Raw genomic sequence first — 25,335 nt, 5'->3', positions numbered from 1 at the left:
CCCTGATCCTCTGGTTCCCCGCCGTCGCCGCGCTCGCGCTCGTGGTGCTGCCGGTCGTCGGTCTGCTCGTGCGGTCCGATCTGACCCGGCTGCCGTCGCTGCTGATCACGTCCTCGTCGCTGAACGCGCTGCGGCTGTCGCTGGTGACCGCCGCACTGTCCACAGTGGCCTGTGTGGTGCTCGGCGTTCCGCTGGCGATCGTGCTGGCCCGCTCCCGGGTGCCGGGCGTGCGGATGCTGCGTTCGATCGTGCTGCTTCCGCTCGTGCTGCCGCCGGTGGTCGGCGGCCTGGCCCTGCTGTACCTGCTGGGCCGCAAGGGTTTCCTCGGCATCTTGATCAACTGGCTGACCGGCGAGCAGGTGCCGTTCACGACGGCCGCGGTGGTCATCGCGCAGACGTTCGTGGCGATGCCGTTCCTCGTCGTCAGCCTGGAAGGCGCACTGCGCGGCTCCGGCGACCGCTACGAACAGGTCGCTTCGACGCTCGGTGCACGCCCGTGGACGGTGTTCCGCCGGGTGACGCTGCCGCTGCTGCTGCCCGCGCTGGGCTCCGGCGTGGTGCTGAGCTTCGCTCGCGCGCTGGGGGAGTTCGGCGCGACCATCACGTTCGCGGGCAGCCTGGAAGGTGTGACCCGGACGCTGCCGCTTGAGGTCTACACGCAGGCCGAAGTGGACATCGACAGCGCGGTCGCGCTCGCGTTGCTGCTCATCGTGGTCGCGGTCCTGGTCATCGCGGTCGCGCGGCCGCGGTCGTGGGAAGGCGGGCTGCGGTGACCCTGTCGGCGAAGCTGGCGCTGACCCGCGGCGAGTTCTCGCTCGACGTCGAGTTCACCGTGCCCGGCGGCACCGTGCTCGCGCTGCTCGGGCCCAACGGCTCCGGGAAGTCCACTGTCCTCGGCAGCCTCGCCGGTCTGTTGCCGGTGACCTCGGCCGACGTCACGCTCGCCGACCGGCGGCTGGCCGGGAACGGGGTCGACCTGCCGCCGCACGACCGGCGGATCGGCCTGCTGTCGCAGGACGCATTGCTGTTCCCGCATCTGTCCGCAAGGGACAATGTCGCGTTCTCGCCGCGCTCGACCGGTACCGGCCGGACGGAAGCGCGGACGATCGCCTCGCGGTGGCTGGCCGAAGTGGACGCGGCGGAGTTCGCGAACCGACGGCCGAGCCAGCTGTCCGGCGGGCAGCAGCAGCGGGTGGCGATCGCGCGAGCGCTGGCTTCCGCACCGGACCTGCTGTTGCTGGACGAACCGTTCGCCGCGCTCGACGTGGACTCGGCCCCGGCGATCCGCGGTTTGCTGCGCCGAGTGTTGCGCGACGGCCCGACGACGGTGCTGGTGACCCATGACCCGCTGGACGCGTTGGCTCTTGCCGACCACGTGGCGGTGATGAACGGCGGCCGGATCGTCGAACGCGGCCCGACGCGGGAGGTGCTGGCCGCGCCGCGGACGCCGTTCACCGCGCGGATCGCCGGGTTGAACCTGGTGTCCGGAGTGGCGGTGGACGACGGATTGCGCACCCTGTCCGGTGATGTGGTGAGGGGTTTGCTGACGCCGGACACCGTGGTGGGCGAGGCGGCGGTCGCGGTGTTCGCACCGAACGCGGTCGCGGTTTACCCGCACGACGGCGAGCACCAGGGCAGCCCGCGCAACACGACCGACGCCGTCGTCGCGGCCCTGGAACCGCATGGGCCGGTGATCCGCGTCCGGACCGAGGGCAGCGGCTGGGCACACGGCCTGACCGCCGACCTGACCCCGGCAGCCGTCGCGGAACTCGCACTGGAGCCTGGGTCGGCGGTGGCGCTGTCGGTGAAGGCCGCGACCGTGGCGGTGCACCCGGCCGCAGCCTCCTGACCCTCGTCTTCCCGGCGAGGCGTCGGGACCTGGTGCGCGAGGTTGTCCGTGAAACGCTCCTTGCGGGAATGCGATTCCGGCAAGGAGCCCTTCACGGACAACTACGGGAGCGGAGTCGTCCGGCCGGTGCTCCCCATCGCGCTGGCGGGCAATGCGACAGCGAACCCGCCACCCAGCGCCCCCAAGCCCCATTGGGGCGGATCCCGGTCAGCCGCCGTGGTGGTGGCCGCCGCCCGGATGGACGTGGAACTTCGCCACCTCGGGCGGGTGCACGACGAACGGCCGCATCCATGCCTTCGTCCTCGTGGTCGAGGATGTGGCAGTGGTACATGAACTCGCCAGTGCCGCCGCTGAACTGGCCCGTGACGCTCACCCACTGTCCCGGGTCCACGATGATCGTGTCCTTCCACCCCTGCTCGTTCTTCTCCAGCGGGAGATCGGCGAACCCGTCGATCGGCTTGGCCGTGCGCTCGGCGGCCGGGTCGAACGGCGTGGTGAAGCCGCGGCGGAAGAGTGCCTGGAATTCGGTCAGGTGAATGTGGAACGGATGCGCGGGACCGCCGTTCGCGACGTGCACGATGTTCCACACGGCCCATTTGCCGTGGTTGACGAAGATGCCGGTGGTGTCGTCGAAGATCCGGCCCGCCATCCGGAACGTCTTCGGCCCGACCTGTTCGAGGTCCCACATCTCCGGATGGCCGCTGGCGTTGAGCAGCAGCGCGACCCAGACGTGGTCGTGGTCCTCCGGCAGCGTCGAACCGTGCTTGATCCGGACATGCGAGGACGAGAGCTTTGCGGGCACCTCGAACGAATCGTGCCGCGCGCGGCTGTCCACCCGGAACTCCAGGACGTCCGGTTCGACCCCGCCGAGGCGCGGATCGGCGTTGCGCAGCTTGAACCGGCTGAAGTCGATCAGCATGTCGAACCGCTCGGCGGGCGCGACGGTCAGGCGGACGGCGTCGTTCCGCGGCACGTTGTTCTCGTCGACCAGGTTCAGCGTGAAGAACCGCTCGTCGGCCGCGTTGAGCAGCCGGAAGCGGTACCACCGCGCACTGCCGTCGAGGTGCGGCCAGATCACGCCGTTGACCAGCGTGAACGGACCGGAGAACGGGATCATCGGCCCGTTCGGCACGTACCGGAACTTGTACAGCAGCTGCCCGGTGAGTGCTCCGGTCGCCGGGTCGGTGTCGAGGTTGCGGCCGGTCAGGATCAGCGGGAGCTCGCGATCGCCGCTGGGCAGGTCGAGCTCGTCCTTCTCGTCGTCGCGGATCAGGTGCAGACCGGCCAGGCCGGCGTTGTGCGCCCACCCGTCGTTGCTCGCGTTGGTGCGGGCGCCGTGCAGGTCCCCGCACGGCGACCAACGGGACCTTTCCGGCTATTTCGCTCGACCAGGAAATCCGCAGTTGTTTTCCGCTGCGCACTTCGATTGTCGGCCCCGGGAAATGTCCGGCATAAGTCCACAGTGTACTCGGCGGTAATTGTGAGCGCAGCCGTTGCCGCTTCGCCGCCATCGGAATGGTGATCACCGGCGGAACCGGCAGCGGGCCAAGGAACTTGGTGAGCCCCCAGTTCGGCCCGGCGATCGGTCCCGCAGTGGCCGACGATTTCGGTCATCAGGTTGTTCCCCCTTCGATAAAAGGGGCAGGAATAATTGCGGAACGGCGAATACGCCGGAGCTTACGGCAAATATTCCCCCGAACCCCCTCGGTAACCGGTCGCGCGACTCCCCTCACATTACCGGCAATTTCCACGGTAGCCGTTTTCGTCGGATGCCGCAGGTGCCTCGCGTGCGTGATAGGTTTTCGCGCATGAGCGAAGGCCGGTGGACGTATCTCTCCGACATGGACGGTGTGCTGGTCAAGGAGGAACACCTCGTCCCGGGGGCGGACGAGTTCCTCGACGAACTGCGAAGCAACGATATCGATTTCCTGGTGCTCACCAATAACTCGATCTACACCCCGCGCGACTTGCGGGCCCGGCTGCTGCGCACCGGTTTGGACATCCCCGAGGAGTCGATCTGGACCTCGGCGCTGGCGACCGCGAAGTTCCTCGCGTCGCAGCGGCCGAACGGCTCGGCGTTCGTGATCGGCGAGGCCGGGCTCACCACGGCGCTGCACGAGGTCGGCTACGTGCTGACCGAACGCGACCCGGACTACGTCGTGCTCGGCGAGACCCGCACGTACAGCTTCAGCGCGATCACGCGCGCGATCCGGCTGATCGAAGGCGGCGCGAAATTCATCGCGACGAACCCGGACGCGACCGGCCCGAGCGTCGAGGGCTCGATGCCGGCCACCGGGTCCGTCGCGGCGCTGATCGAGCGGGCCACCGGCCGCTCGCCGTACTACGTCGGCAAGCCGAACCCGCTGATGATGCGGTCCGCGCTGCGGCGGCTGGGCGCGCATTCGGAGTCGACGCTCATGATCGGCGACCGGATGGACACCGACGTGCACTCCGGGATCGAGGCCGGGCTGCAGACCATCCTGGTGCTCACCGGCATCTCGAACGAGGAGTCGGTGGAGAACTACCCGTACCGGCCGACGAAGGTGATCGGCTCGGTCGCCGACCTGATCGGGCGAACGCTCGACCCGTTCGGCGAAGGCTGACCGCCCACCGCCCGGGATCAGGGCATATCGTCGAACAATGAGCGTCTATGTGGTGGGTGACGTCCACGGGCACCGGGACGCCCTGGTTGACGCACTGCGCGCCGAGGGCCTTGTCGACAGCGACGGCAAGTGGGCCGGCGTCGACGACCGGTTGTGGTTCCTCGGCGACTTCACCGACCGCGGCCCGGACGGCGTCGGGGTGATCGACTTCGTGCGCGAGCTGCAGGAGCAGGCGGCGGAGTCGGGCGGCTCGGTGCAGATGCTGCTCGGCAACCACGAGGTCCTGCTGCTGGGGATGTACCACTTCGGCGACCGCCCGGTGCCGTCCGACTTCGGGCCGCGCAGTTTCGCGCGCAGCTGGGAGATCAACGGCGGCCTGCTGTCGGACCAGGACCGGCTCACCCCCGAGCACATCGAGTGGCTCACCGAACGCCCGCTCGTCGCGGTTGACGAGGACCATCTGCTGCTGCACTCGGACACCCTCGAATACCTCGACTGGGGCGAGGACCTCGACTCGATCAACGCCACCGCGCACGACATTCTCTCCGGCAGCAACATCGAGGCCTGGTGGGACGTGTGGCGGCGGATGACCACCCGGTACGCCTTCCGCGGCCCGGACGGCGAGGAGAACGCCGATCGGCTCCTCGGCGCACTGGGCGGTTCGCGGATCGTGCACGGGCACAGCGTGATCGCCGACCAGCTGGGCATCCACCCGACGCAGATCGAAGGCCCGTACCTCTACGCCGGCGGGAAAGCACTGGGCATCGACGGCGGCCTGTTCGTCGGCGGGCCGTGCCTCGTGGTGAAGCTGCCCTTCGAGCCGGAGGACTAGCTGGCCGCGTACCGCAGTTCGAGGATCCCGGACGGGAAGGCGGTGCTGGTGATCAGGCGCAGCCGCCGGGCTTCATCGAGTTCCGGGAACAGCGCCGCGCCCTTGCCGGTGACGGCGGGGAGCACCCAGAGCCGGTGCTCGTCGACCACGCCGAGCTTGGTCAGCGAGTGCGGGAATGCGGTGCCGCCCGAGGCGAGGAGATCCTCGCCTGCTCGGCCTTGAGCTTGGCGATCTCCTCCGCGAGCTCACCGCTGGCGATGCGGCTCTCAGTCCAGTCCGCGGTGGTGCGGGTGCCGGAGAACACGACCTTGGGGATCGCGTTCATCGCCTTGGCCGAAGGATGGTCTGAGGTGGGCCAGAAGCCTGCCACGGCTTCGTAGGCGGTGCGGCCCATGAGGAAGGCTCCGGCCTCCCCGAGCTGGTCGACGAAGTACTTCTCCCGTTCGGGGTCGTCGATGGACATCATCGCGTCCCGGCTGCCGTTGTCGGCGCTCTTGCCGTCCAGCGAGACCTGGAAACCGAGGTGTCATGCGGCCTGGGCGCGCGACAAGCTCACCAAGACATGCCAGGAAGCCATCCAAGAAGCGACGCGCATTCGTGCGACGGCGGGAGGGCGGAGCCGGGCCGATCGATTGGGTGGCCTGGAACCAGGCGCTGCCCAGTCTCTGGCTGTTCGGCGACGACCGTCTCGTGCGCGCCGCCGCGCGCGAAGGGGCGTCCTGAACGCCGAGCTGGCGATTCACCCGCCGCTGAACTCCCGGCCGGATGCCGTCCGCACGACCCCGGCTGGCAGCCCAAGCCCCTGGGCCGTCGCGGATCAAGCGAGAGCGGACCTCACGCGTTCACGATCTCCTTGCCAAGCGGCATCAGCGAGATCGGGATCATCTTGAAGTTCGCCAGCCCCAGCGGGATGCCGATGATCGTGAGGCACTGCAGCACGCCGGTGACCAGGTGGCCGATGCTGAGCCACAGTCCGGCGACCAGGAACCAGATCACGTTGCCGACGAACGAGCCGACCCCGGCCTCGCGCCGGTCGACGACCGTGCGGCCGAACGGCCACAGCGCGTAGTTCGCGATCCGGAACGACGCGATGCCGAACGGGATCGTGACGATCAGGACGCAGCAGACGACGCCGGCCAGCAGGTAGCCCAGCGCCATCCAGAACCCGGCGAGGACGAGCCAGATCACGTTGAGGATCAGTCGCATCAGACGTACAACTCCCCGCTCATTACAGTGACGGCCTGGCCGCGCAGCAGCACACGGTCGTCGCGGACTTCGGTGCGCACGGTTCCGCCTCGGCCGGAGATCTGCTGTCCGACGAGGGTGGGTTTGCCCAGTTGCCGCGCCCAGTACGGGGCCAGCGAGCAGTGTGCGGAGCCGGTGACCGGGTCCTCGTCGACGCCTACTCCGGGGCCGAAGAACCGGCTGACGAAGTCGTCGCCGGCGGCGGTGACGATGAGCCGTCCGGTCCAGGTGGCGCGGAGGGCGTCGAGGTCCGGCTCCGCGTTCTGGACCGCTTCGACGCTGTCGAGCACGGCGAAGAGGTTCTCGCGAGCCCGCCCGGTGAACTTCGCTGGCAGGTCGAGGATGTGCGCGAGGTCTTCGCCGGTCTCGACGGGCGGGTCGGCGGGGAAGTCCATCTCGATCCAGCCGTTGGCCTTGGTACAGGTCAATCGGCCGCTGAGGGTGTCGTAAACCTGGTGTCCGCCAAGAACATGCGTGACCGCGATGGTGGCGTGCCCGCAGAGGGAGACCTCGTCGGTCGGGGTGAACCAGCGGAGCGATTTCGCGCCCTCGCCCGCGTCGACCACGAATGCGGTTTCGGAGTGCTTCATCTCCGCCGCGACCTGCTGCATCCACCCGGCGTCCGCGGGCTGTTGGAGCACGACGACGCCTGCCGGATTGCCGGCGAAGGCTTGGTCGGTGAAGGCGTCGACTAGGTGGAATCGCATGAAGCCGATCCTGCCCTGCCGCACGCGGGCCAGACATCGGGGATTAGCCCTGAATTCTCAGCGCACGCCCTCTTCGATGGTCTCCAGCAGCCACTTCCGCAGGTGCGCGCCCGTCGACGGCGTGAAGTGCAGCCGGAAACCGCCGTCGGACAATGGTTCCGAGAACGTCAGATACCGTCCGCCGTCGGTGTCGACGAACGTCGCCGTTGAGACCGGGCGGAGCGTGCCTTGCCCTGGCCGCAGCGAAAGTTCCACGGTTCCGTGCCGGTGCAGCGGCCATTGCGAGTAACCGGCCAGCGCATCGCGATCCTGGCGTGACGGTGCGGGAGCCTCGGCGTTGCGCTTCGGCGGCGGGGCTTGGGTGATCGCGACCGGGGAAACGGGCAGCGCCGGATAGGGCGGGAACATGCTCAGCACCAGATCCACCAGCCGCTCCGGCCGGACCTGCCGGAAGCGGAGCCCGTCGTCGACCTGTTCCGAGAACACGCCGAGGCCCTCGCCGATGCACGCGCGGTACAGCACGGTCCCGGACGGCAGTTCGGCCGCGCGCACGATGATCAGCACGTCCGGCCTCGTCCAGGCGCGCAGGGTCGCTTCGACATCCCGGTCGAGTTTCTCCGCGTCGGCCAGCCCCCGGCCGCGCAGCGCGGTCCACGCTTCTTCGGCCAGCCGGTTGTGCTCGGTCATCGTCGCGCCCGCGCTGCGGATCTCGAACGGATGCCACGACGCGGGCAGTCCGGTGCGCCGCACCGCCACGTCGGTCTCGGTCCAGCCCAGGGAGAATTCCTCTGGCAACGTCCCAGTCCCCTCGTGCACGAAACAACCCGCACCGAGGGTAGCGGAACGCGCACGACGATCAGCCGCTCGTGCGAGCGCACCCCATAACTAGGGTGGCGGAAAGGTCCGAAATCGCGCTTAGACTCGGGCTCGTCGACGAAGACCGCCACGGGAGGCACCGATGCCTGACGCGCCTGCACTGCCGAGTTACGCCTCCGGGACCTCCAGCGTCCCCCTGCTCGGCGACACGATCGGGGACAATTTCGACCGCACGGTGGCCGCGTTCGGCGACCGGGACGCGCTCGTCGACCGCGGCGCAGGCGCCCGCTGGACCTACCGCGAACTCGCCGCCGAGGTCGACACCCTCGCGCACGGGCTGCTGGCCTCGGGCATCGGCAAGGGCGACCGCGTCGGCATCTGGTCGCCGAACCGGGCGGAATGGACGTTCCTCCAGTACGCGACGGCGAAAATCGGCGCGATCCTGGTCAACATCAACCCGGCCTACCGCTCGCACGAACTGCAGTACGTGCTCAACCAGGCGGGCATCCGGCTGCTCGTGGCCGCGGACAAGTTCAAGACCTCCGACTACGCGGCGATGATCGAGGAGGTCCAGCCGTTCTGTCCCGGCCTGGAAGCGGTCGTGCTGCTCGGCACCTCGTCGTGGACCGAGCTGATGGAGTCCGGCCGCGGCGGCGACGCGGAGCGGCTCGCGCGGTTGCAGGCCGGGCTGTCCGCGGACGATCCGATCAACATCCAGTACACGAGCGGCACCACCGGTTTCCCCAAGGGCGCGACGCTCAGCCACCACAACATCCTCAACAACGGCTATTTCGTCGGCGAACTGTGCAATTACACCGAGGAGGACCGGGTCTGCATCCCGGTGCCCTTCTACCACTGCTTCGGCATGGTGATGGGCAACCTCGCGTGCACCAGCCACGGTTCGTGCATGGTGATCCCGGCCCCGGCGTTCGACCCGAAGGCCACGCTCGCCGCGGTCGCCGCCGAACGCTGTACGTCGCTCTACGGCGTGCCGACGATGTTCATCGCCGAGCTGAACCACCCCGAGTTCGAGACGTTCGACCTCGGCTCGCTGCGCACCGGCATCATGGCCGGATCGCCGTGTCCGGTCGAGGTGATGAAGCAGGTCATCGACCGGATGGGGATGACCGAGGTGTCCATTTGCTACGGCATGACCGAGACGTCGCCGGTGTCCACGCAGACCCGCGCCGACGATTCGGTGGAGCGCCGGGTGTCCACGGTCGGCCGGGTCGGCCCGCATCTGGAGTCCAAAGTGGTCGATCCGGAAACCGGGCTGACGGTGCCGCGCGGCACTCCTGGCGAACTGTGCACTCGCGGCTATTCGGTGATGCTCGGCTATTGGCAGGAGCCGGAAAAGACCGCCGAGGCGATCGACGCCGCGCGCTGGATGCACACCGGCGACCTCGCGATCATGGACGACGAGGGCTATCTCAACATCACCGGCCGGATCAAGGACATGGTGATTCGCGGCGGCGAGAACATCTACCCGCGCGAGATCGAGGAATTCCTCTACACCCATCCGGACGTGCTGGACGCGCAGGTGATCGGCGTGCCGGACGCCAAGTACGGCGAGGAACTGATGGCCTGGATCCGGATGCGCGAGGGCGCGGAGCCGTTGACCACGGAAGCGGTGCGCGAGTTCTGCCAGGGCAAGTTGGCGCATTACAAGGTCCCGCGCTATATCCACGTGGTCGAGGAATTCCCGATGACAGTGACCGGGAAGGTGCGGAAGGTCGAGATGCGCCAGCAGTCGGTGACTTTGCTGGGGCTGGAGCAGGCGGCGTCGCAGAAGCACGCGTGAGCCGGACCGGCGGCCGTCCACATCGGACGGCCGCCGGTCCGGGTCACGCGGAAACCGCTGCCGCGGCGGCTTCGGCGAGGGCTTTTTCGTCTTCCTCGCCGAAGGTGTCCTCCAGTTGTTCGGGCGAGTAGTCGAGGTCGATCTGCTCGACCGGCGTGCCCCGTGCGGATTCGATCGCTCCGAGGCGGCGCTGGGCGCGGTCGGCGGCGTACTGGATCAATTCCTCGGGGTCGTTGTCGAACGGGACTTCCTCGAACTGGTCCTGCACCCACTGGATCATCCCGAGCGCGTGCGGCAGCAGTTCGCCCATGCGTTCCTGCACGGCGTCCCACATCGTGTCGTCCGCGGCGACGTGCCTGCGGCAAGTAAACGTGCCCCACGCCATGTGGCGGCGTTCGTCGTCGCCGATGCGGCGCACCAATTCCTGCATTCCCGGCAGGATCTGGTTCTGCGTGCAGATCAGCTGCCACGAGTAATACCCGGTGAGCGCGAGGCTGCCTTCGATCACGTGGTTGTACGTCACGCTCGCGCGGATCTGGTTGAGCGGACTGGGATCGTCCTCCAGCGCACGCAGCGACTGCGGCAGTTCCTCGTAGAAAAGCTTGCGATAGTGCGGGTTTTCCGCGACGTAGGAGTGCAGGTCGCCGTCCAGTCCGACGGCGTCCATCCAGCGCCGGAAAACCTCGACGTGCTTGGCTTCCTCGAAGCAGAACTGCGTCAGGTACATCTCGTCGCCGAACCGGCCGGTCGACGACATCGCGCGCATGAACGGCTGGATGTCCTCGGTCACCGCCTCCTCGCCCGCGATGAACTGCGCCACGAGGTAGGTGGTCGAGCGCTGCTGCTCGGGCGTCAGGCTTTCCCAGCCCTCGCGTTCCTTGCCGAAATCGAGGTCCGCCGGGTTCCAGAACTTCTTGTTGCCCTTGACAAACAGCCGCAACGGGAACGAGTCCCAGTTCAGCCCGCCCTTGCGCAGGGACGAGAATCCGCTGCGCAGCTCCGGAAGCGTCTCGGTCATCACTGGCCCTCTCGTTTCACTCCATTGTGGACGAATTGGTCGATGGCGGGGGTGAGCACCGCGAGGACCGACTCGGCGGCCTCGGCCGCGGAATGCGTCGGCAGCACCAGGTGGCTGAGCGACAGCCGGACCACCGTTTCGGCGAGCAGCGCGGCGGCTTCCGGGGTGAGCCGGGGTTCCAGTGCGAGGTACTGCTGTGTCGCGAGTTCGGCCGACGCGGTGAGGATCGGTTCGCCGCGCGAGGTCAGCAGGGGGAGCAGATCCTCGCCGGCCTCGGTGCCGAGCGCCGCCGCGATCAGCCGGTTCTCCCTGGCGTGTTCGATCGTGTAGACGACCGCGCCGCGGATGCCCGTGAGCAAACTCTCGGCGTCCTCGAACCGGCAACGGATGCCGTCGAGGAATTCCGCCGCGACGCGCAGCGCGACGGCCTGCGTGAGCGCCGCCTTGCTGCCGAACTCGTTGTAGACCGTCTGCCTGCTGACCCCGGCTTTCGCCGCCACGTCGGCCATCCGGAGGCCCTGGTGGCCGCGATCGGGGAGCAGATCCGCGGCCGCGTCCAGCAGCGTCTCGCGAAGCGTCGCCTTGGTCCGCTCGGTGAAGCTGGTCACATCGCCAGCTTGACACAGACTGAATCTGTGTCAAGAACCTTTACCTGGATGGTGCACGTGTACAGCGGCCCGCCGGAACTGTCGGTCCGGGCAGCTACCGTGTGGGACGTGGGCATCACGGTGGGGTTCGACCTCGACATGACATTGATCGACCCGCGGCCGGGCATGGTCGCGGCGATGAACGCGCTCGGCAAGAAGTCCGGGTTGTCCTTCGACGGAGAGGCGTTCGCCTCGAACCTCGGGCCACCGCTCGATCAGGCGCTGCGCGATTTCGGCGCGCCCGAGGACCGGATCCCCGAGCTGATCTGGCAGTTCCGCGAGCTCTACCCGGAGACGGTAGTGCCGAGCACGGTCGCGCTGCCCGGCGCGGCCGAGGCGCTGCGGGCGGTCCGGGCGGCAGGCGGGCGGACGGTCGTGGTCACCGGGAAGTACGGGCCCAACGCGCAACTGCACCTCGACGCACTGGGGATGAAGGTCGACGCACTGGTGGGCGAGCTGTGGTCCACGCAGAAGGCGGCGGCCCTGCTGGAACACGAGGCACGGGCGTACGTCGGCGATCACCTCGGCGACGTACGGGGCGCGCGAGCGGCCAACGCGGTGTCCGTGGCCGTCGCGACCGGGCCGTGCACCCGCGAGGAACTGGCCGCCGAAGGAGCGGACGTGGTGTTCGACTCGCTGGTCGAGTTCCCGGAGTGGTTCGCCAGGACGTTTGTCGAGACGGCGGTGTAACCGCAGGTCAGCCGTGCTTTCCGGCGCGGGCCTCCTGGATCAGCGCGATCAGGCCGAGCAGCAGGCCGAGCGGGGTGATCACCCCGGCGGCCGCGCTGAGCCACACCGGCAGGTTCTCCAGTCCGGCGGCGAACATCACGAACACCGTCGCCACCGCGAGCATGCCGATGGCGAACAGGCCGATGCCGAGCCGCATGAGGATCGGTTTGCCGGTCTGTTTCGCTGCGTTCTCCATGGGGTGAGAGTAACGGGACTATCCGCTTCTCCCCAGCGGCTGTGGCGAGATACGCTTATCGGACGCGCGCCTCGAGATCGCTCGGGGCGCGTTCGTCGTGACCTGCACAGCAGAAGGACTGGTGAGGGAAGTGCCGACCGGCAAGGTCAAGTGGTACGACGCGGAGAAGGGGTTCGGCTTCGTCACGCAAGACGGCGGTGCGGACGTCTACATCCGCAAGGCCGCGCTGCCCCACGGCGTGGAGGGCCTGAAAGCCGGGCAGCGGCTCGAGTTCGGCGTGGCCGACGGCAGGCGCGGACCGCAGGCGCTCTCCGTCCGGCTGCTGGACCCGCCGCCGTCGGTCGCCGAGGCGCGCCGCCGTCCCGCGGAGGAGCTGCACGGCCTCGTCGAGGACATGATCAAGCTGCTGGAGCTGAAGGTCCAGCCGGACCTGCGGCGCAACCGGTACCCGGATCGCAAGAACACCAAGCAGATCGCGGAGATCATGCGGGCGGTCGCGCGCGACCTCGACCCCTGATCGGCAGCCCCTGCTTCGACTTTGATGTCCGTGAGGGGAACTCTGAGGGAATCAGAGTCCCTCAGAGTTCCCCTCACGGCTTTTCGAAGAATCAGGCAGGCTGGACCTGCAGCGACCACAGCGCCGTCGTGACCGCTTCCGCGTCGTTCGGGTCGCCGGTGCGGCTGACCACCGACGCCTGCGCGATCTCGACCACCACGATCTGGTCCTCCTTCGCGGGCGGGGTCGCGGTGTAGGCGTAGCGGTCGCGGGAGGTGATGATGTCCTCCTTGAGCGGCTGGGGCTCGCCCTTGCCGTTCACGTACTGCACGGTGACCTTCCACGGCGTGTCGGCGATCTCCTTCGGCACCGAGATCTGCACCGACCGGCCCGGCCGCACCTTGAGCTTGCCGGTCGCGCCGGGGTTGGCCGCGCAGACGCCGGATTTGATGTCGCAGTTGCCGATCGGGGCGACGTTGATCGTGTGCCCGTCGGCGTAGAAAGTCACCTCGGCCGGGCCCGGCGCGGAACAGCCGGCCACCGCGAAACCACCGGCCGCGAGCACGGCCACCACCCGGGAACGTCGCATGGCCCGAGATTACCGGCGGCCTCGCGCGGGCCCCGGAGCGGGGAAGCTGCCGGTCGGCTCTGGGCGCAATGGGCGATTGCCGCCGAGTCCGGGCAGCAGCGAACCGCCGCGCTGCACCAGGAACGTCTGCGTCAGGCCGACCGCCAGCAAGAGCGTCACGACCAGGAAGCCGACCCAGTACGTCGGCGGCAGCAGCAGCCCGACCGCGCCGCCCATGCACCACGACAGCTGCAGCACCGTCTCCGAACGCCCGAACGCCGAGGCGCGCGACTGCTCCGGCAGGTCCTCCTGGATCACCGCGTCGAGGCTGATCTTCGCCAGCGCGCTGGCCGTCGCGCCGATGAGACCGACGATCGCCGCCGTGGCGAGGCCGGGCAGCAGCGTCGCGATCAGCGTCGTCACGACACATGCCGCCACGCAGGCCACGATCACCTGGTCCGCCGAACCGAAGTGCAGCCGCGAACCCAGTGCGTTGCCGACGAATCCGCCGACGCCTGCCGCCGCGCCGATGATGCCCAGCAACAGCAGCTGCACGAACGGGCTGTGCCCGGCGTGCTCGGTCTGTGCCTTCACCGCGAAGGCGGCGAACATCATCAGGAAGCCGGTCAGCACGCGGACGGAACCGTTGCCCCACAAGGCAACGACGATGTGCCGTCCCATCGGCTGGCGCTGCCGCTTCTGCTTCGGCTCCGGCCGCGCGGACAGCGACGTCGGGACCTCGCCCTCGGTCACCTCGACCCACGACGGGATCCGCATCGACTGCACGGCCGCGGCCACGCAGATCACCGCGGTGAACCACAGCGCGCCGGAGGAGTTGGTGAGGCTGCTCACGCCGCTGGCCAGCGCACCGAACACGCCGCCCGCGATCAGGCCGAACACGGTGATCCGCGCGTTGGTCTTCGACAGCGTGATCTCCGGCGGCACCACGCGCGGCGTGACCGCCGCCTTCAGCACGGTGAACGACTTCGACAGCACCATCATCCCGAGCGCCGCCGGGTACAGCAGCCAGTCGTCGAAGTGCAGCGCCATCACCACGGCCATCAGGCCCTGGCCGATCGACGCGACGCACATCGCGAGCCTGCGGCCGCGCTGGATCCGGTCCAGCGCCGGGCCGATCACCGGCGCGACGAGCGCGAACGGCGCGATCGTGATCAGCAGGTACAGCGCGACCTTGCCCTTGCTCTCGCCGCTGGTCGCGGCGAAGAACAGCGTGTTGGCCAGCGCGATCGCCATCGCGGCGTCGCTGGCGTAGTTCAGCATCACCGCGTACATCAGCGAGGTGAGGCCGGACTTGTCCGCGCCGTCTGCCTTGGTCGCGCGCTGGAACGCGCCGATCGCCTGTCCGCTCAGCTGACGGCTGCGCAGCGCGGCGACTCGCGTGACGGTGAGCTTCTTCGGCAGCTTCGGGACCGACCCCGCGCCGGGGACAGCGGTGGTGTTGAAGGCTTCGTCCTGCTCGTCTTCGACGCGTGGCTCGCCCGCGTAGCCGCCGGTGTCGTAGTACTCATAGCCAGCGCTGCCGGGACGGTCCTCGTGCGGCCGCGGGTGGACGGGCTCGGTGCGGTGGTCGCGCGGCGGGTACGGCCGGGCACCGCGCGGGGGTGGCGGCGGACGGTGTCCCATCGGGACGGCACCGGTGGGTGCTTCCTCGGCGTTCGGCGGGGACGGTGGCGCGTCGTCGTAGAACGCGCTGCGCGGCTCCGGCCGTCCGGGATAACCGCGCGGAGGGCGCTGATCGACGTGCTCGGTCCGCGGTTCGGCCGGGCGGCCTCGGGGAGGTTCGGGCTGGATGCGTTCTGGACGAGCCCGCGGCGGCTCCGGCGCGTACTCCGGCGGAGTCTGGCGAATGCGCTGGTCAACGGCCTGATCGACCCGGGTCGGCGGGGTGTCGCGCCACGAGCGGGCCTGCGCCGCGCCGGGCTCGGGAGTCCAGCGGCGCTTCTTCTTCCCACGGCCTTTGCCCGACTGCCCGCCGAGGGGGCTGTCGGAACCGGAGCGCGAGCTGAAGAGGGCCACGGTTCAATCCTGCCTCATCGAGGTCCCGCCCCGCCCGCTCACGTGCCGGTTCGCTGATTTTCCGGGACGAACTTCACGCGGAACGACGACGGCCACAGCTTCCCGGTGAGGAGGAATTCATCGGTCCCGGGGATCGCGGCGATGCCGTTCAGCACGTCCTCGCCGGGCCGGGACGGCGTGCGGAGCCGGCCGGCGTCGATCTTCGCGGTGATCCGCCCGGTGGTGGCGTCGATGCGCAGAATGGTGCCGGTCTGCCAGACGTTCGCGTAAACGATGTCGCCGACGCACTCCAGTTCGTTCAGCTGGTCCTGGCCGACCTCGACGGACCCGGTGACCGCAAACGTTTGCGGATCACGGAAGGTGAGCATCGACGACCCGTTGCTCATCACCAGCCGTCCACTGGGCTGGTGACAGAGACCCCAGCCCTCGCCGTCGTAGCGAACGCGCCGAAGTTCGGCGAGCGTCTGGGAGTCGCGCTCGATCGCGATGCCGTCGCGCCAGGTCAGCTGCCACAGCTTCGGTCCGAGCACCGTGATGCCCTCGGCGAACAGCGGCGACGGCACCGTCACCTGTTTGGCTGGTGTTCCACCGGCCGGTCCCGCGGTGAGCGCGGACTGCCCTTCGAGCCCGCGACTCTCATACAGCGTGCTGCCGGAGTATTCGAGTCCTTCGGTGAAGGCTGTCGAGTCGTGCGGCAGCGTCCTGAGCACCTGAACGGTGAGCTGTTCGGGCTGGGCAGGCGTGGCTTGGGTGCCCGCGCATCCGCCGAGCAGGGCGGCGGCCACCAGGGGCCAGACGATCCGGGTTCGCACGAGGAACAGCCTGGCACGGGCGGCGCGGATGCGTGCGGCACAATTGGGGGCATGACGCTGCTGTTGACCCTGGACGACGGCTCTCTCCACCGGAAGCTCGCGGACGCCGTCGAGGCGGCGCGGGAGGCCGTGCTGGCGGAAGCACCCGCTGACCAGGTCGGCCAGCACGTCGGAGTAGAGCGCGAGGACGCGGTCTCCGCGAGCCACCTCTTCGAAGCCTCGGTGCCCGGGTACCGAGGCTGGCGCTGGTCGGTCACCGTCGCGGTGGCCGGGCCGGACGAGCCGGTCACGGTGAGCGAGCTGGTGCTGCAGCCGGGCCCGGCTGCCTTGGTCGCGCCCGCCTGGGTGCCGTGGGAGCAGCGGGTGCGCGCCGGAGACCTCGGCGTCGGCGACCTGTTCCCCGCGGACAAGGACGACCCGCGCCTCTCGCCCGCGTACCTCCAGTCGGACGACCCGGCCGTCGAGGAAGCGGCGCACGAGGTCGGCCTCGGCCGGGTTCAGGTGCTTTCGCGCTACGGCAGGCTGGACGCGGCCGCCCGCTGGCACGGCGGCGAGTTCGGCCCGCGTTCGGACATGGCCCGGAGCGCGCCCGCGACCTGCGGGACCTGCGGGTTCTTCGTGCCGCTGGCGGGGTCGCTGCGCGGTGCCTTCGGGGCGTGCGCGAACGACATCGCGCCTGCGGACGGGCACGTCGTGGACGTGGCCTACGGGTGCGGGGCGCATTCGGAGGTGCGAGTCGAGGTGACGTCCTCGGTTCCGGTCGCGGAACTGGTTTACGACGATTCGCTGATCGACTTCACGCCCGCTCCGGAGGCGGCTCCGGAACCGAGCGTCGTCGCGGACCCCGCGGTGGTGGAAGAGGCGGCGGCCGCGGCAGCCGAGGAGACCGCTGCGGTTCCGGCTGCGGAGCCGGAGGCGGCTGCGGAGGTGGCGGTCGAGGAGGCCGCCGTCGAGGTGGCTTCGGATGTTCCCTCGGACGCTGTCGAGCCGGTTGCCGAGGCTTCGGAGGCGGGTACTGCTGCTGACGTGGTCATCGAGGCCGTTGCTCCGGACGCCGCGGGTTCGGCCGACTCCACGCAGCAGGATGACTCTGACGGGAGCGATGTCCGCCGGTGAACGAGGTCGCCGGGGGAGCGGCTGATCCTTTCGGGACAGTCCGGCTGCGGGAAGCGGTGCTGAGCGCCTGGCGCGATTCGCCCACCCGCTTCACCGAAGACACCAACTCGGAACGCGACCTGCGCGTCGGCGCTTATCGCGACCGGTTGTTCGTCGAACTCGCACAGAACGCCGCCGACGCCGCGCAGCTCGCGGGCGAACCGGGCCGGATCCGGGTGTCCGTTGCAGGCGGTGAGCTGCGGTTCGCCAACACCGGCGCGCCGCTGGACACCCGAGGGGTCGAATCGCTGGCGTCGTTGCGCGCGTCGGCCAAGGAAGGGACCGTCGGCCGGTTCGGGGTCGGCTTCGCGGCCGTCCTGACCGTCACCGACGAGCCTCGGGTGGTCTCGACCTCGGGTGGGGTCGCGTTTTCCGCGCAGCGCACCCGGGAGGAATCCGGCCGGGACGGTGACGTTCCGGTGCTGCGGCTGCCGTTTCCCGTCACGGAGCAGCCGACTGCCGGATTCGCCACCGAAGTGCGGTTGCCGCTGAAGGAATCCGGGCAGGGTCTGCTCGACGGCCTGGCGAACGAGATCGAAGACCTTCTGCTGGCCCTGCCGTGGCTCGCTGAGGCCGAAGTGGATGGTCGCAAGTGGACGCGAAGCGGCGAAGGGATCGTCGAGATCACTTCGCCGACCGGGCAACGGCGTTGGTTGAAGCACGGGGTCTGGGCGGTTCCGGTTGACGCTGAGGGCGTGCCGCAGCCACTCGAAGACGATTTGCTGCACGCGCCGACGCCGACCGACGAAGGCCTTTCGCTCCCGGCTCGGTTGATTGCCGAGGTGCCGCTGGAGCCGTCTCGCCGCCGGGTGCTTCCCGGTGCCGGGCTCACCCGAGCGCTGGAGAAAGCGGCGAGTGAATACGTCGATCTGGTTCGGGCGGTACCAGCAGCGCATCGGCCGGTCCTGGTCCCCGCCGCGGGATTCCCACAGTCCACTGTGGATGCGCAACTGAAAGACCTGGTCTACGCCTCGCTCGCGCAAGAACCCTGGCTGGCCACGGTAGCCGGTCAGGAAGTCTCCGGACAGCAGGCGCGGGTACTCGACATCGATGGGCTGGCTCCGCTGCTGGCCGACGTCATTCCTGGCTTGGTGCAGGCGAATCCGCGGCTGCTCAAACCGGTCTCCGCGCACCTGCTCGGCATCGGCGACGTCCTCGAAGTCCTGACTGGCATCGACCGCGAGCCCGACTGGTGGCAGAAGCTGTACGCGGAGCTGGCGGTCGCGGTCGAGAGTCACGCACTCAGCGCGAATCAGCTCGACGGACTGCCGGTCCCGTTGTCGGACGGGCGGACGTTGCCGGGCGTCAAGGGCGCGCTGCTGGTCGACGGCAGCAGTGAACTCCGCGAACTGCTGTCTGATGTGGATGTTCCGGGCCTCCGGCTGGTGCACCCGGGTGCGGCACACCAGTTGCTGGAACTGTTGGGAGCCAAGCACGCCGACGCGCGCCAGCTGCTCGAATCCGAACAGCTGCAGTACGCGGTCGAGCACAGCGTCGCCGATGTTCAGTCCGGTTTGGACGGAATGAACCTCGCCGGTGCGGTTCTCCGGCTGGTCACCGATTGCGGCGATCAGGCACCGGAGTGGATCGGCGCGCTGGCGCTGCCCGCGGCGGAGGGCTGGCGACGCGCGGACGAGCTGGTGCTCCCGACCTCGCCGTTGCTGGACGTGATCGACCCCGAGGTGTTCGAGCCCGGCGGCGCGCTTTCCGTGCTGGAGGAGGAGTTCGCGGAGGACTGGCCGACCGGAACCCTCGTCGCGGCGAAGGTGCTCGACTCGTTCGCGGTCGTGCTGGACGAGGATCCGCACGAACCCGACCACCACCTCCCGGACGAGGAGCAGTGGTGGGATTCGTTCGAGCAGCCGCCGACGACGGTCGGGTCCATTCGGGACCTCGACCTCGTCGCGGACGACGCCTGGCCGGACGCGCTCAGGTTGATCGCGTCCCGTCCGGAAACGTGGCAGGCACTGCACAACCCGGACGGCCACGCGGGCTGGTGGCTCGCGCGGTACGCCCTGCTGGCCGGCGAAGCACCCGGCGCGTGGCGGCTTGCTTCGGCGACCGCGCTGGCGGGTCTGTACGACCCGGTTCCCGACCTTGAGCTGAGCGACGATCTGCTCCGCGCGGTGGGCGTCCGAACCGGACTGGACCTGGAGACCGCGGAAGACGTCACCGATCTGCTCGAACGGCTCGGCGACCCAGGCCGCACGCCGACGCCGGGCCTGGTGGCCCGCGCACACGCGGCGTTGGTGGCCGCGCCGATCGACATCTCCGACGTCGACGCGCCCGCACGAGTCCGCGCGGCGGACGGGAGCGTGGTCGAGGAAGCCGTGGTGCTGGACGTCCCGTGGCTCGCGGCGGCCCTCGATCCGGCGAAGATCCTCGTCGCGCCCACCGAACCGGAGCGGCTGGCGGAACTCCTCGACGTCCCGGTCGCGAGCAGCCTGAAAGCCGAGGTCGAGAGCACCGGCGAGTACGTCGCGTGGGCCGGCCTGCCCGCCCTCGCGCTCGCCGCGGACCAGCTCGGCATCGTGCTGCCGGACGGTGGCGTGCTGCTGCACGATCCGCTCACCGTGTCGGTCGAGGGCGCAACGGTGGAGGTCCCATGGTGGTCGGACGACCGGCTGCACGCGGCGGACACGTCCGAGGGGCTGGCGCGCGCGTTCGCCTGGGCGAGCGATCGCTGGGGCGAGCGGTATCGGATCACGGCGTTGCTGGAAGACCCGGCGCCGCAGACCCTGCTGAACTGACTTCGTGCGTGTTGATCCCGGTGAGAACCGTGATCAACACGCACGAGCCCTAAAGCCGCTGCGCCGACTTAGACCCGCGCCGAGCCGCCGCCCGCTGCCAAAAAATAATCCCGAACCCGATGCCTCCCAGCACAATCCCCGCCGCACACGTCTGCACCCACACGCCCCCGCTGGTGAAGAAGAGCACCACGAGCGCGACAAGCCAGAGCGCAGTACCTACGATCACCACCGGCGTCAGGTCGGTGAGCCGCTTCGGCAGGTCCGGCGTGTGCCGCAAGGCAGCCGGAGCGTCCGGTGCACTGGTCGGTTCGTCCACGGTGCCGAGCTTACCCGGGACGGAACAGCGAGACAGGCGGGGAAATGGCGGAGCAGCGCGAACGGGCCGGGTCCACACTGGACCGCTTCTTCCGGATCAGCGAACGCGGGTCGAGCACCGGGCGGGAGATCCGCGGCGGCGTGGTCACGTTCGTGACGATGGCCTACATCGTGGTCCTCAACCCGCTGATCATCGGCAGTTTCGCGGCCGACACCCCGTCCGCGCACCAGGACGTGCTCGGCCACATCCTCCCGGTGCCGCAGGTCGCGGCGGTGACCGCGCTCGTCGCGGGCGTGCTGACGATCCTGATGGGCCTGGTCGCGAACTATCCGTTCGGCATCGCCACCGGGCTCGGCATCAACAGCCTGCTCGCGGTCACCATCGCGCCGCAGATGAGCTGGCCGGAGGCGATGGGCCTGGTGGTCATCGAGGGCGTGATCATCGTCCTGCTCGTCCTCACCGGCTTCCGGACCGCGGTGTTCCGCGCCGTGCCGCCCGCGCTCAAATCCGCGATCGCGGTCGGCATCGGGCTGTTCATCTGCCTGATCGGCCTGGTCGACGCCGGGTTCGTGCGCCGGCTGCCGGACGACGCGCACACCACGGTGCCGGTCGGGCTCGGCATCAACGGTTCCATCGCTTCGTGGCCGACCGCGGTCTTCGTCGTCGGGCTGCTGCTCACCGCGGTTCTCGTGGCCAAGCGCGTCAAGGGCGCGATCCTGATCGGCGTGCTCGGCTCGACCGTGCTCGCGATCGTGGTCGAGGCGATCGTGAAGGCCGGACAGTCGAACGGCACCGACCCGAAGGGCTGGAACCTCGGCTACCCGGCGCTGCCGGACAAGGTCGTCGGGCTCCCGGACCTGTCGCTGGTCGGCGACGTGTCGTTCGGCGCGTGGACCCGGCTGCCGATCATCACCGTGGTGCTGCTCGTCTTCACCCTCGTGCTCGCGGACTTCTTCGACGCCATGGGCACGATGACCGGCCTCGGCAAGGAAGCCGGTCTGGTCGGCAAGGACGGGCAGCTGCCGAACGTCGGCAAGGCGCTGTTCGTCGAGGGCCTCGCGGGCGCGGCGGGCGGGTTCGGCTCGGCCAGCTCGAACACGGTGTTCGTGGAATCCGCGTCCGGTATCGCGGAGGGGGCGCGGACCGGTCTGGCGAACGTCGTGACCGGTCTGCTCTTCATCGCCGCGATGTTCCTGACCCCGCTGTACCAGGTCGTGCCGGTCGAGGCGGCCGCTCCGGCGCTGGTCGTGGTCGGCGCGCTGATGATGGCGCAGGTCCGCGACATCGACTTCACCGATTTCACGATCGCGCTGCCCGCGTTCCTGACCATTGTGGTCATGCCGTTCACCTACTCGATCGCCAACGGCATCGGCGCCGGATTCGTGAGCTACGTCGTGATCCAGGCGGTCACCGGCAAGGTCAGGAAGGTACACCCGCTGATGTGGGTGATCGCGGTGGCGTTCGTCGCCTACTTCGCAGTCGGTCCGATCGAGGCCGCACTCAGCTGACCGGCGGACTGTGCCGATCGTTACTGGTCCGACCACAGTCACGGCCTCATGGCTTTTGTGGCAACGGTTACGTTGCCGAGTGGGGGCCGGCCTGCGTTTGGCCGGACTAGTAAACCGGCGGCACAGGTCGTGAGGTATGCTAACTATATGTCCGGCGACCCGCACGAGCGTTCACTGGCGAGCCGCTTGCGTCTCGCGGTGGTGCGGCTCAACCGCCGTCTCCGGGCACAGCGGGTGGCTGACGACGTGTCGCTCACGCAGATCGCGGCGTTGTCCACCCTGCACAAGTGCGGCCCGCTGACCCCCGGTCAGCTCGCCGCGAAGGAAGGCGTCCAGCCGCCCTCGATGACCAGGGTCATCGCCGCGCTCGAGGAGATGGGGTTCGTCGAGCGCAGGCCGCACCCGACCGACGGCCGCCAGGCCATCGTCGAGCTGTCCGACGACGGGCGCACGTTCGTGCGCAAGGCCATCTCGGTGCGGGAGGCGTGGCTGGACCGGCAACTGGCCGAACTCGGCGAGGAAGAGCTCGAAGTGCTCTCCCGAGCCGCGGAGATCATCGACAGGATGGCGGGGAACTAGCACAGGTGACCACCACGGGTAGCGAAACAGGATGTCCGGCCGAATCCACTGCTACCCGGGACACGGCACCGCCGCCGTCCAGTTCCGCTCCACCCGGCCCCGCTCCCGCGTCGGCCGGGAAATCGTCTTCCGGCGAGGAGCCTGGCAGCTCCCCGGAAACCAAGACCCGGCGCACGATGTTCTCCTCGCTGCGCGTGCGGAACTACCGGCTGTTCTTCAGCGGCCAGGTCATCTCGAACATCGGCACCTGGATGCAGCGCATCGCCCAGGACTGGCTGGTGTTCACGCTGTCGGGCAACGACCCGGTGGCGCTCGGCATCGCGGTCGCGCTGCAGTTCATCCCGACGCTGCTGCTGTCGCTGTGGGCGGGCGTGCTCGCCGACCGCGTCGACAAGCGCAAGCTCCTGATGATCATCCAGGCGGCGAACTGTCTGCAGGCCGTGCTGCTCGGCGTGCTCGACCTGGCCGGCGTCGCCCAGTTGTGGCACGTCTACCTGCTGTGCGTGCTGCTCGGGACGACCTCGGCGATCGAGGTGCCGACGCGGCAGTCGTTCGTCGCCGAGATGGTCGGCCGGGACCAGGTGGCGAACGCGGTCGCGCTCAACTCGTCGATCTTCAACATGGCCCGCATCGTCGGACCGGCCATCGCCGGGTTCGCGATCACCTGGGTCGGGACCGGCTGGCTGTTCATCGCGAACGCGGCGAGCACGCTCGCGGTGATCACCGGGGTCGCGCTGATGAACCCGGCGAAACTGTTCCGCGGCCCGGCGATCCCGCGGGCCAAGGGCCAGCTGATGGAGGGCCTGCGCTACGTGCGCGGACGGCCGGACCTGGTGACCGTCATGGTGCTGATGTTCTTCGTCAGCACGTTCGGCATCACCTATTTCACGTCGCTGCCGATCGTCGCCGCGAACGTCTTCCACACCCAGGCCGACGGATACGGCCTGCTGTCGACGCTCGTCGCGGTCGGCACCTTCACCGGCGCGCTGGCGTCCGCTCGGCGCGGGGTGAAGAGCCGCCCGCGGGTGCGGCTGATGCTGGTGTCGGCGGCGCTGCTCGGGGCGTTCGAGTTCATCACCGCGTTCATGCCGACGTATCTGGCGTTCGGGATCGGGCTGATTCCGCTCGGGTTCGCCACGATCACCTTCCTGAACACGGCGAACGCGCTGGTGCAGACATCGGTGTCGCCGGAGATGCGCGGCCGCGTGATGGGCATCTACGTGCTGGTGCTGATCGGCGGCAACCCGATCGGCGGGCCGATGACCGGCTGGATGGCCGACGCGTTCGGCGGCCGGTCGCCGTTCTACATCGGCGGCGCGGTTTCGGCGATCGCGGCGGTGGTGTGCGCGGCGGTGCTGATCCGGCGCGGCGGCGTCCGGGTGCCTCGACGGCTCGGCAACGGCCTGCGCATCCTGACCCGGGAACGGGTCTGACCTGCGTAAATGACTGTCCGGGGGTAGCGGAGACCGCCGAAAGTTGTCACTCGGGCGGGTGAGACCGAGGTCTCCGCTGGGACGGTCTTGCCTCGATTGGTGAGGTTAGGCTAACCTCATACATGTCCGCTTCGTGGTGGGAGCGGCAGTCAGTTCGGGAACGGACAGAGCCCCGCAACCTGGGAACCCCGGGATGCGGGGCTCTGTTCATGGTCGGGGGGCGGAGCGGATTGGGCAAGGGGGCTCAGCGGGTGGGTCGTGAGTGTTCGTCACGGTTCTGACCGTGATGAACACTCACGAGGCGGTCAGTGCATCGCCTGGATGCCGAACGGGCCGCATGGGCAGCCGCGGCAGCCGCAGGCCGAAATACACGTGGTACGCCATCCGCACGGCATCGTCGTTCGGCAGCAGCACCTCGTGGCGCACGCCGTCGACCGTCTCGATCAGCCGGTCGACGGACAGTGTCACGCGGCCCTGGGCGGTCGGGCGGGAGCAGGTCAGAGTCTGCGTGAAGTGCGACTGCGGCGACGTCGACTGCCACCACGCCATCGGCGCGAAGTCCGCCAGCTGCCGCGGGCGGCGTTCGAGGCGGTACTCGGGCTTGCCGTCGCGCAGGACGTCCACGTCGCCGTACGGAGCGTCCAGGAGGAGGTATTCGCCCTCTGGATCGCTCTGCGGCTCGACCGCGGACAGTGCGAGCGGCTGCCGGCTGAACCTGCCGAAGCCGACGTCCACCAGGTACTGCTCCTGGTCGAGTTGGACGAGGATGGCGGCGTGGTCCAGTGGCGGTCCGGGCACTCCGGCGTCGTTGAAGACGCGAGCCGCGTGCAACGTCGCGGTGAAGCCCAGCTCTCGCAGCAGAGCGGCGAAAAGACCGTTCAGCTCGTAGCAGAATCCGCCGCGGCGACGGCGCACGAGCTTGTCGAAGAGTGCTTCTTCGGTGAGTTCGATGGGTTCTCCGAGGTGCACGCTGAGGTTCTCGAACGGGACGTGCATCAGGTGCCGCTCCTGCAGCAGGCGCAGCGCGGCCAGGTCGGCCGCGGAAGGCACCGGCAGGTCCAGGCGAGCGAGGTAGGCGTCGACGTCCATGGGTTCCACTCTCACACCTCCAGTGCACTCCAGGTCAAGCGAAAAACGGGGCCCGGCCCTGATCCGCCAGGCCGGGCCCCGGGGCACCGCTGGCCTCAGCTAAGCAGGAGGCCGTTGCCGCCGGCGACGGCGTTGTCGAAGCGCTTGCT

The 25,335-nt window shown here is 69.1% G+C and carries 27 protein-coding genes; 13 read left to right on the top strand and 14 right to left on the bottom strand.

Annotated features, from left to right (window positions below):
* The first annotated feature begins 5 nt into the window (after window positions 1-5).
* Window positions 6-773 (top strand): ABC transporter permease, encoded by a 768-nt coding sequence (locus A4R44_RS42810; RefSeq protein WP_067594823.1) that lies wholly within the window; start codon window positions 6-8, stop codon window positions 771-773.
* A complete protein-coding gene (locus tag A4R44_RS42805) occupies window positions 770-1,849 on the top strand; it encodes a sulfate/molybdate ABC transporter ATP-binding protein (protein WP_067594755.1) in 1,080 nt (359 codons plus the stop codon). The genes A4R44_RS42810 and A4R44_RS42805 overlap by 4 nt, the downstream gene beginning before the upstream one ends.
* Window positions 1,850-1,940: 91 nt before the next feature.
* On the opposite strand, the gene A4R44_RS42800 is transcribed toward A4R44_RS42805, so the two are convergent.
* Window positions 1,941-2,981 (bottom strand): multicopper oxidase domain-containing protein, encoded by a 1,041-nt coding sequence (locus A4R44_RS42800; protein WP_232792049.1) that lies wholly within the window; start codon window positions 2,979-2,981, stop codon window positions 1,941-1,943.
* A 676-nt stretch (window positions 2,982-3,657) separates the two neighbouring features.
* On the opposite strand from A4R44_RS42800, the gene A4R44_RS42795 reads away from it, so the two are divergent.
* Together A4R44_RS42795 and A4R44_RS42790 are read left to right on the top strand one after the other, a co-directional pair.
* Window positions 3,658-4,452: an HAD-IIA family hydrolase gene (locus A4R44_RS42795; protein WP_067594752.1), complete on the top strand. Its 795-nt coding sequence runs from the start codon at window positions 3,658-3,660 to the stop codon at window positions 4,450-4,452.
* Between the two features lie 37 nt (window positions 4,453-4,489).
* Window positions 4,490-5,284, top strand: coding sequence for a metallophosphoesterase (locus A4R44_RS42790; RefSeq protein WP_067594749.1), 795 nt, complete (start codon window positions 4,490-4,492; stop codon window positions 5,282-5,284).
* Here the strand turns inward: A4R44_RS42790 and A4R44_RS52010 are convergent.
* Together A4R44_RS52010 and A4R44_RS52005 are read right to left on the bottom strand one after the other, a co-directional pair.
* A complete protein-coding gene (locus tag A4R44_RS52010; RefSeq protein ID WP_338080440.1) occupies window positions 5,281-5,448 on the bottom strand; it encodes a hypothetical protein in 168 nt (55 codons plus the stop codon). The genes A4R44_RS42790 and A4R44_RS52010 overlap by 4 nt on opposite strands.
* Window positions 5,445-5,747, bottom strand: coding sequence for a dihydrofolate reductase family protein (locus A4R44_RS52005; protein WP_255366232.1), 303 nt, complete (start codon window positions 5,745-5,747; stop codon window positions 5,445-5,447). Before A4R44_RS52005 ends, A4R44_RS52010 begins: the two co-directional genes overlap by 4 nt.
* Window positions 5,748-5,881: 134 nt before the next feature.
* Here A4R44_RS52005 and A4R44_RS52000 point away from each other — a divergent pair, with 134 nt between their 5' ends.
* Entirely contained in the window at window positions 5,882-6,007 is a 126-nt protein-coding gene (locus A4R44_RS52000; protein ID WP_255366231.1) for a hypothetical protein, read from the top strand.
* A gap of 111 nt (window positions 6,008-6,118) precedes the next feature.
* Here A4R44_RS52000 and A4R44_RS42780 read toward each other — a convergent pair whose 3' ends face one another.
* From A4R44_RS42780 to A4R44_RS42770, 3 genes are read right to left on the bottom strand one after another with little or no spacing between them, the layout of a single operon-like run.
* Window positions 6,119-6,490: a YccF domain-containing protein gene (locus A4R44_RS42780; protein WP_067594745.1), complete on the bottom strand. Its 372-nt coding sequence runs from the start codon at window positions 6,488-6,490 to the stop codon at window positions 6,119-6,121.
* Window positions 6,490-7,236 (bottom strand): PhzF family phenazine biosynthesis protein, encoded by a 747-nt coding sequence (locus tag A4R44_RS42775; RefSeq protein WP_067594741.1) that lies wholly within the window; start codon window positions 7,234-7,236, stop codon window positions 6,490-6,492. The genes A4R44_RS42780 and A4R44_RS42775 overlap by 1 nt, the downstream gene beginning before the upstream one ends.
* A 57-nt stretch (window positions 7,237-7,293) precedes the next feature.
* Window positions 7,294-8,052: an ESX secretion-associated protein EspG gene (locus tag A4R44_RS42770; RefSeq protein WP_095213980.1), complete on the bottom strand. Its 759-nt coding sequence runs from the start codon at window positions 8,050-8,052 to the stop codon at window positions 7,294-7,296.
* Between the two features lie 142 nt (window positions 8,053-8,194).
* Here A4R44_RS42770 and A4R44_RS42765 point away from each other — a divergent pair, with 142 nt between their 5' ends.
* Window positions 8,195-9,853 carry an AMP-binding protein gene (locus tag A4R44_RS42765; protein WP_067594735.1) on the top strand — a complete coding sequence of 553 codons (1,659 nt, stop codon included), beginning with the start codon at window positions 8,195-8,197 and terminating at the stop codon, window positions 9,851-9,853.
* Window positions 9,854-9,896: 43 nt separating this feature from the next.
* Here A4R44_RS42765 and A4R44_RS42760 read toward each other — a convergent pair whose 3' ends face one another.
* Both A4R44_RS42760 and A4R44_RS42755 read right to left on the bottom strand, forming a co-directional pair.
* Window positions 9,897-10,871, bottom strand: a complete 975-nt coding sequence (locus tag A4R44_RS42760) for a R2-like ligand-binding oxidase (protein WP_067594732.1) — start codon at window positions 10,869-10,871, stop codon at window positions 9,897-9,899.
* The gene (locus A4R44_RS42755) at window positions 10,871-11,479 is read right to left on the bottom strand and encodes a TetR/AcrR family transcriptional regulator (protein ID WP_067594729.1); all 609 of its coding nucleotides are present in this window, start codon (window positions 11,477-11,479) and stop codon (window positions 10,871-10,873) included. Before A4R44_RS42755 ends, A4R44_RS42760 begins: the two co-directional genes overlap by 1 nt.
* A gap of 108 nt (window positions 11,480-11,587) precedes the next feature.
* On the opposite strand from A4R44_RS42755, the gene A4R44_RS42750 reads away from it, so the two are divergent.
* Entirely contained in the window at window positions 11,588-12,208 is a 621-nt protein-coding gene (locus A4R44_RS42750; RefSeq protein WP_067594820.1) for an HAD family hydrolase, read from the top strand.
* 7 nt (window positions 12,209-12,215) lie between these two features.
* Here the strand turns inward: A4R44_RS42750 and A4R44_RS42745 are convergent, their stop codons facing one another.
* The gene (locus A4R44_RS42745) at window positions 12,216-12,443 is read right to left on the bottom strand and encodes a hypothetical protein (RefSeq protein ID WP_067594726.1); all 228 of its coding nucleotides are present in this window, start codon (window positions 12,441-12,443) and stop codon (window positions 12,216-12,218) included.
* A gap of 130 nt (window positions 12,444-12,573) precedes the next feature.
* Here A4R44_RS42745 and A4R44_RS42740 point away from each other — a divergent pair, with 130 nt between their 5' ends.
* Window positions 12,574-12,960, top strand: a complete 387-nt coding sequence (locus A4R44_RS42740) for a cold-shock protein (protein WP_037718500.1) — start codon at window positions 12,574-12,576, stop codon at window positions 12,958-12,960.
* Window positions 12,961-13,051: 91 nt separating this feature from the next.
* Here the strand turns inward: A4R44_RS42740 and A4R44_RS42735 are convergent, their stop codons facing one another.
* The 3 genes from A4R44_RS42735 to A4R44_RS42725 are packed head-to-tail and all read right to left on the bottom strand — an operon-like array spanning window position 13,052 to window position 16,356.
* On the bottom strand, window positions 13,052-13,528 hold the full coding sequence (locus A4R44_RS42735) for a DUF2771 family protein (protein WP_067594723.1): 477 nt from the start codon (window positions 13,526-13,528) through the stop codon (window positions 13,052-13,054).
* Window positions 13,529-13,537: 9 nt separating this feature from the next.
* On the bottom strand, window positions 13,538-15,544 hold the full coding sequence (locus A4R44_RS42730; RefSeq protein WP_067594720.1) for an MFS transporter: 2,007 nt from the start codon (window positions 15,542-15,544) through the stop codon (window positions 13,538-13,540).
* Between the two features lie 38 nt (window positions 15,545-15,582).
* Window positions 15,583-16,356, bottom strand: coding sequence for a glutaminyl-peptide cyclotransferase (locus tag A4R44_RS42725; RefSeq protein WP_067594718.1), 774 nt, complete (start codon window positions 16,354-16,356; stop codon window positions 15,583-15,585).
* A gap of 51 nt (window positions 16,357-16,407) precedes the next feature.
* Between A4R44_RS42725 and A4R44_RS42720 the strand changes: the two genes are divergently transcribed.
* Together A4R44_RS42720 and A4R44_RS42715 are read left to right on the top strand one after the other, a co-directional pair.
* Complete coding sequence (locus A4R44_RS42720) at window positions 16,408-17,472, top strand: DUF3027 domain-containing protein (RefSeq protein ID WP_067594715.1); 1,065 nt, start codon at window positions 16,408-16,410, stop codon at window positions 17,470-17,472.
* The gene (locus A4R44_RS42715) at window positions 17,469-20,261 is read left to right on the top strand and encodes a sacsin N-terminal ATP-binding-like domain-containing protein (RefSeq protein WP_067594712.1); all 2,793 of its coding nucleotides are present in this window, start codon (window positions 17,469-17,471) and stop codon (window positions 20,259-20,261) included. Before A4R44_RS42720 ends, A4R44_RS42715 begins: the two co-directional genes overlap by 4 nt.
* Window positions 20,262-20,310: 49 nt before the next feature.
* Here A4R44_RS42715 and A4R44_RS42710 read toward each other — a convergent pair whose 3' ends face one another.
* Entirely contained in the window at window positions 20,311-20,538 is a 228-nt protein-coding gene (locus A4R44_RS42710) for a DUF2530 domain-containing protein (RefSeq protein WP_067594707.1), read from the bottom strand.
* Window positions 20,539-20,621: 83 nt separating this feature from the next.
* On the opposite strand from A4R44_RS42710, the gene A4R44_RS42705 reads away from it, so the two are divergent.
* From A4R44_RS42705 to A4R44_RS42695, 3 genes are all read left to right on the top strand, one after another.
* Window positions 20,622-22,085, top strand: a complete 1,464-nt coding sequence (locus A4R44_RS42705; RefSeq protein ID WP_067594706.1) for an NCS2 family permease — start codon at window positions 20,622-20,624, stop codon at window positions 22,083-22,085.
* A 147-nt stretch (window positions 22,086-22,232) separates the two neighbouring features.
* Entirely contained in the window at window positions 22,233-22,664 is a 432-nt protein-coding gene (locus A4R44_RS42700) for a MarR family winged helix-turn-helix transcriptional regulator (RefSeq protein ID WP_067594703.1), read from the top strand.
* Window positions 22,665-22,840: 176 nt separating this feature from the next.
* Window positions 22,841-24,097, top strand: coding sequence for an MFS transporter (locus A4R44_RS42695; protein WP_067594700.1), 1,257 nt, complete (start codon window positions 22,841-22,843; stop codon window positions 24,095-24,097).
* Between the two features lie 294 nt (window positions 24,098-24,391).
* On the opposite strand, the gene A4R44_RS42690 is transcribed toward A4R44_RS42695, so the two are convergent.
* Window positions 24,392-25,186, bottom strand: a complete 795-nt coding sequence (locus A4R44_RS42690) for an arylamine N-acetyltransferase (protein ID WP_067594697.1) — start codon at window positions 25,184-25,186, stop codon at window positions 24,392-24,394.
* Between the last annotated feature and the right edge of the window lie 149 nt (window positions 25,187-25,335).

The organism is Amycolatopsis sp. M39 (assembly GCF_001651785.1).
Classification (GTDB): Bacteria; Actinomycetota; Actinomycetes; order Mycobacteriales; family Pseudonocardiaceae; genus Amycolatopsis; species Amycolatopsis rubida.
Note: the sequence above shows the minus strand (reverse complement) of the source record. Positions and strands in the feature narration are given on the sequence as shown.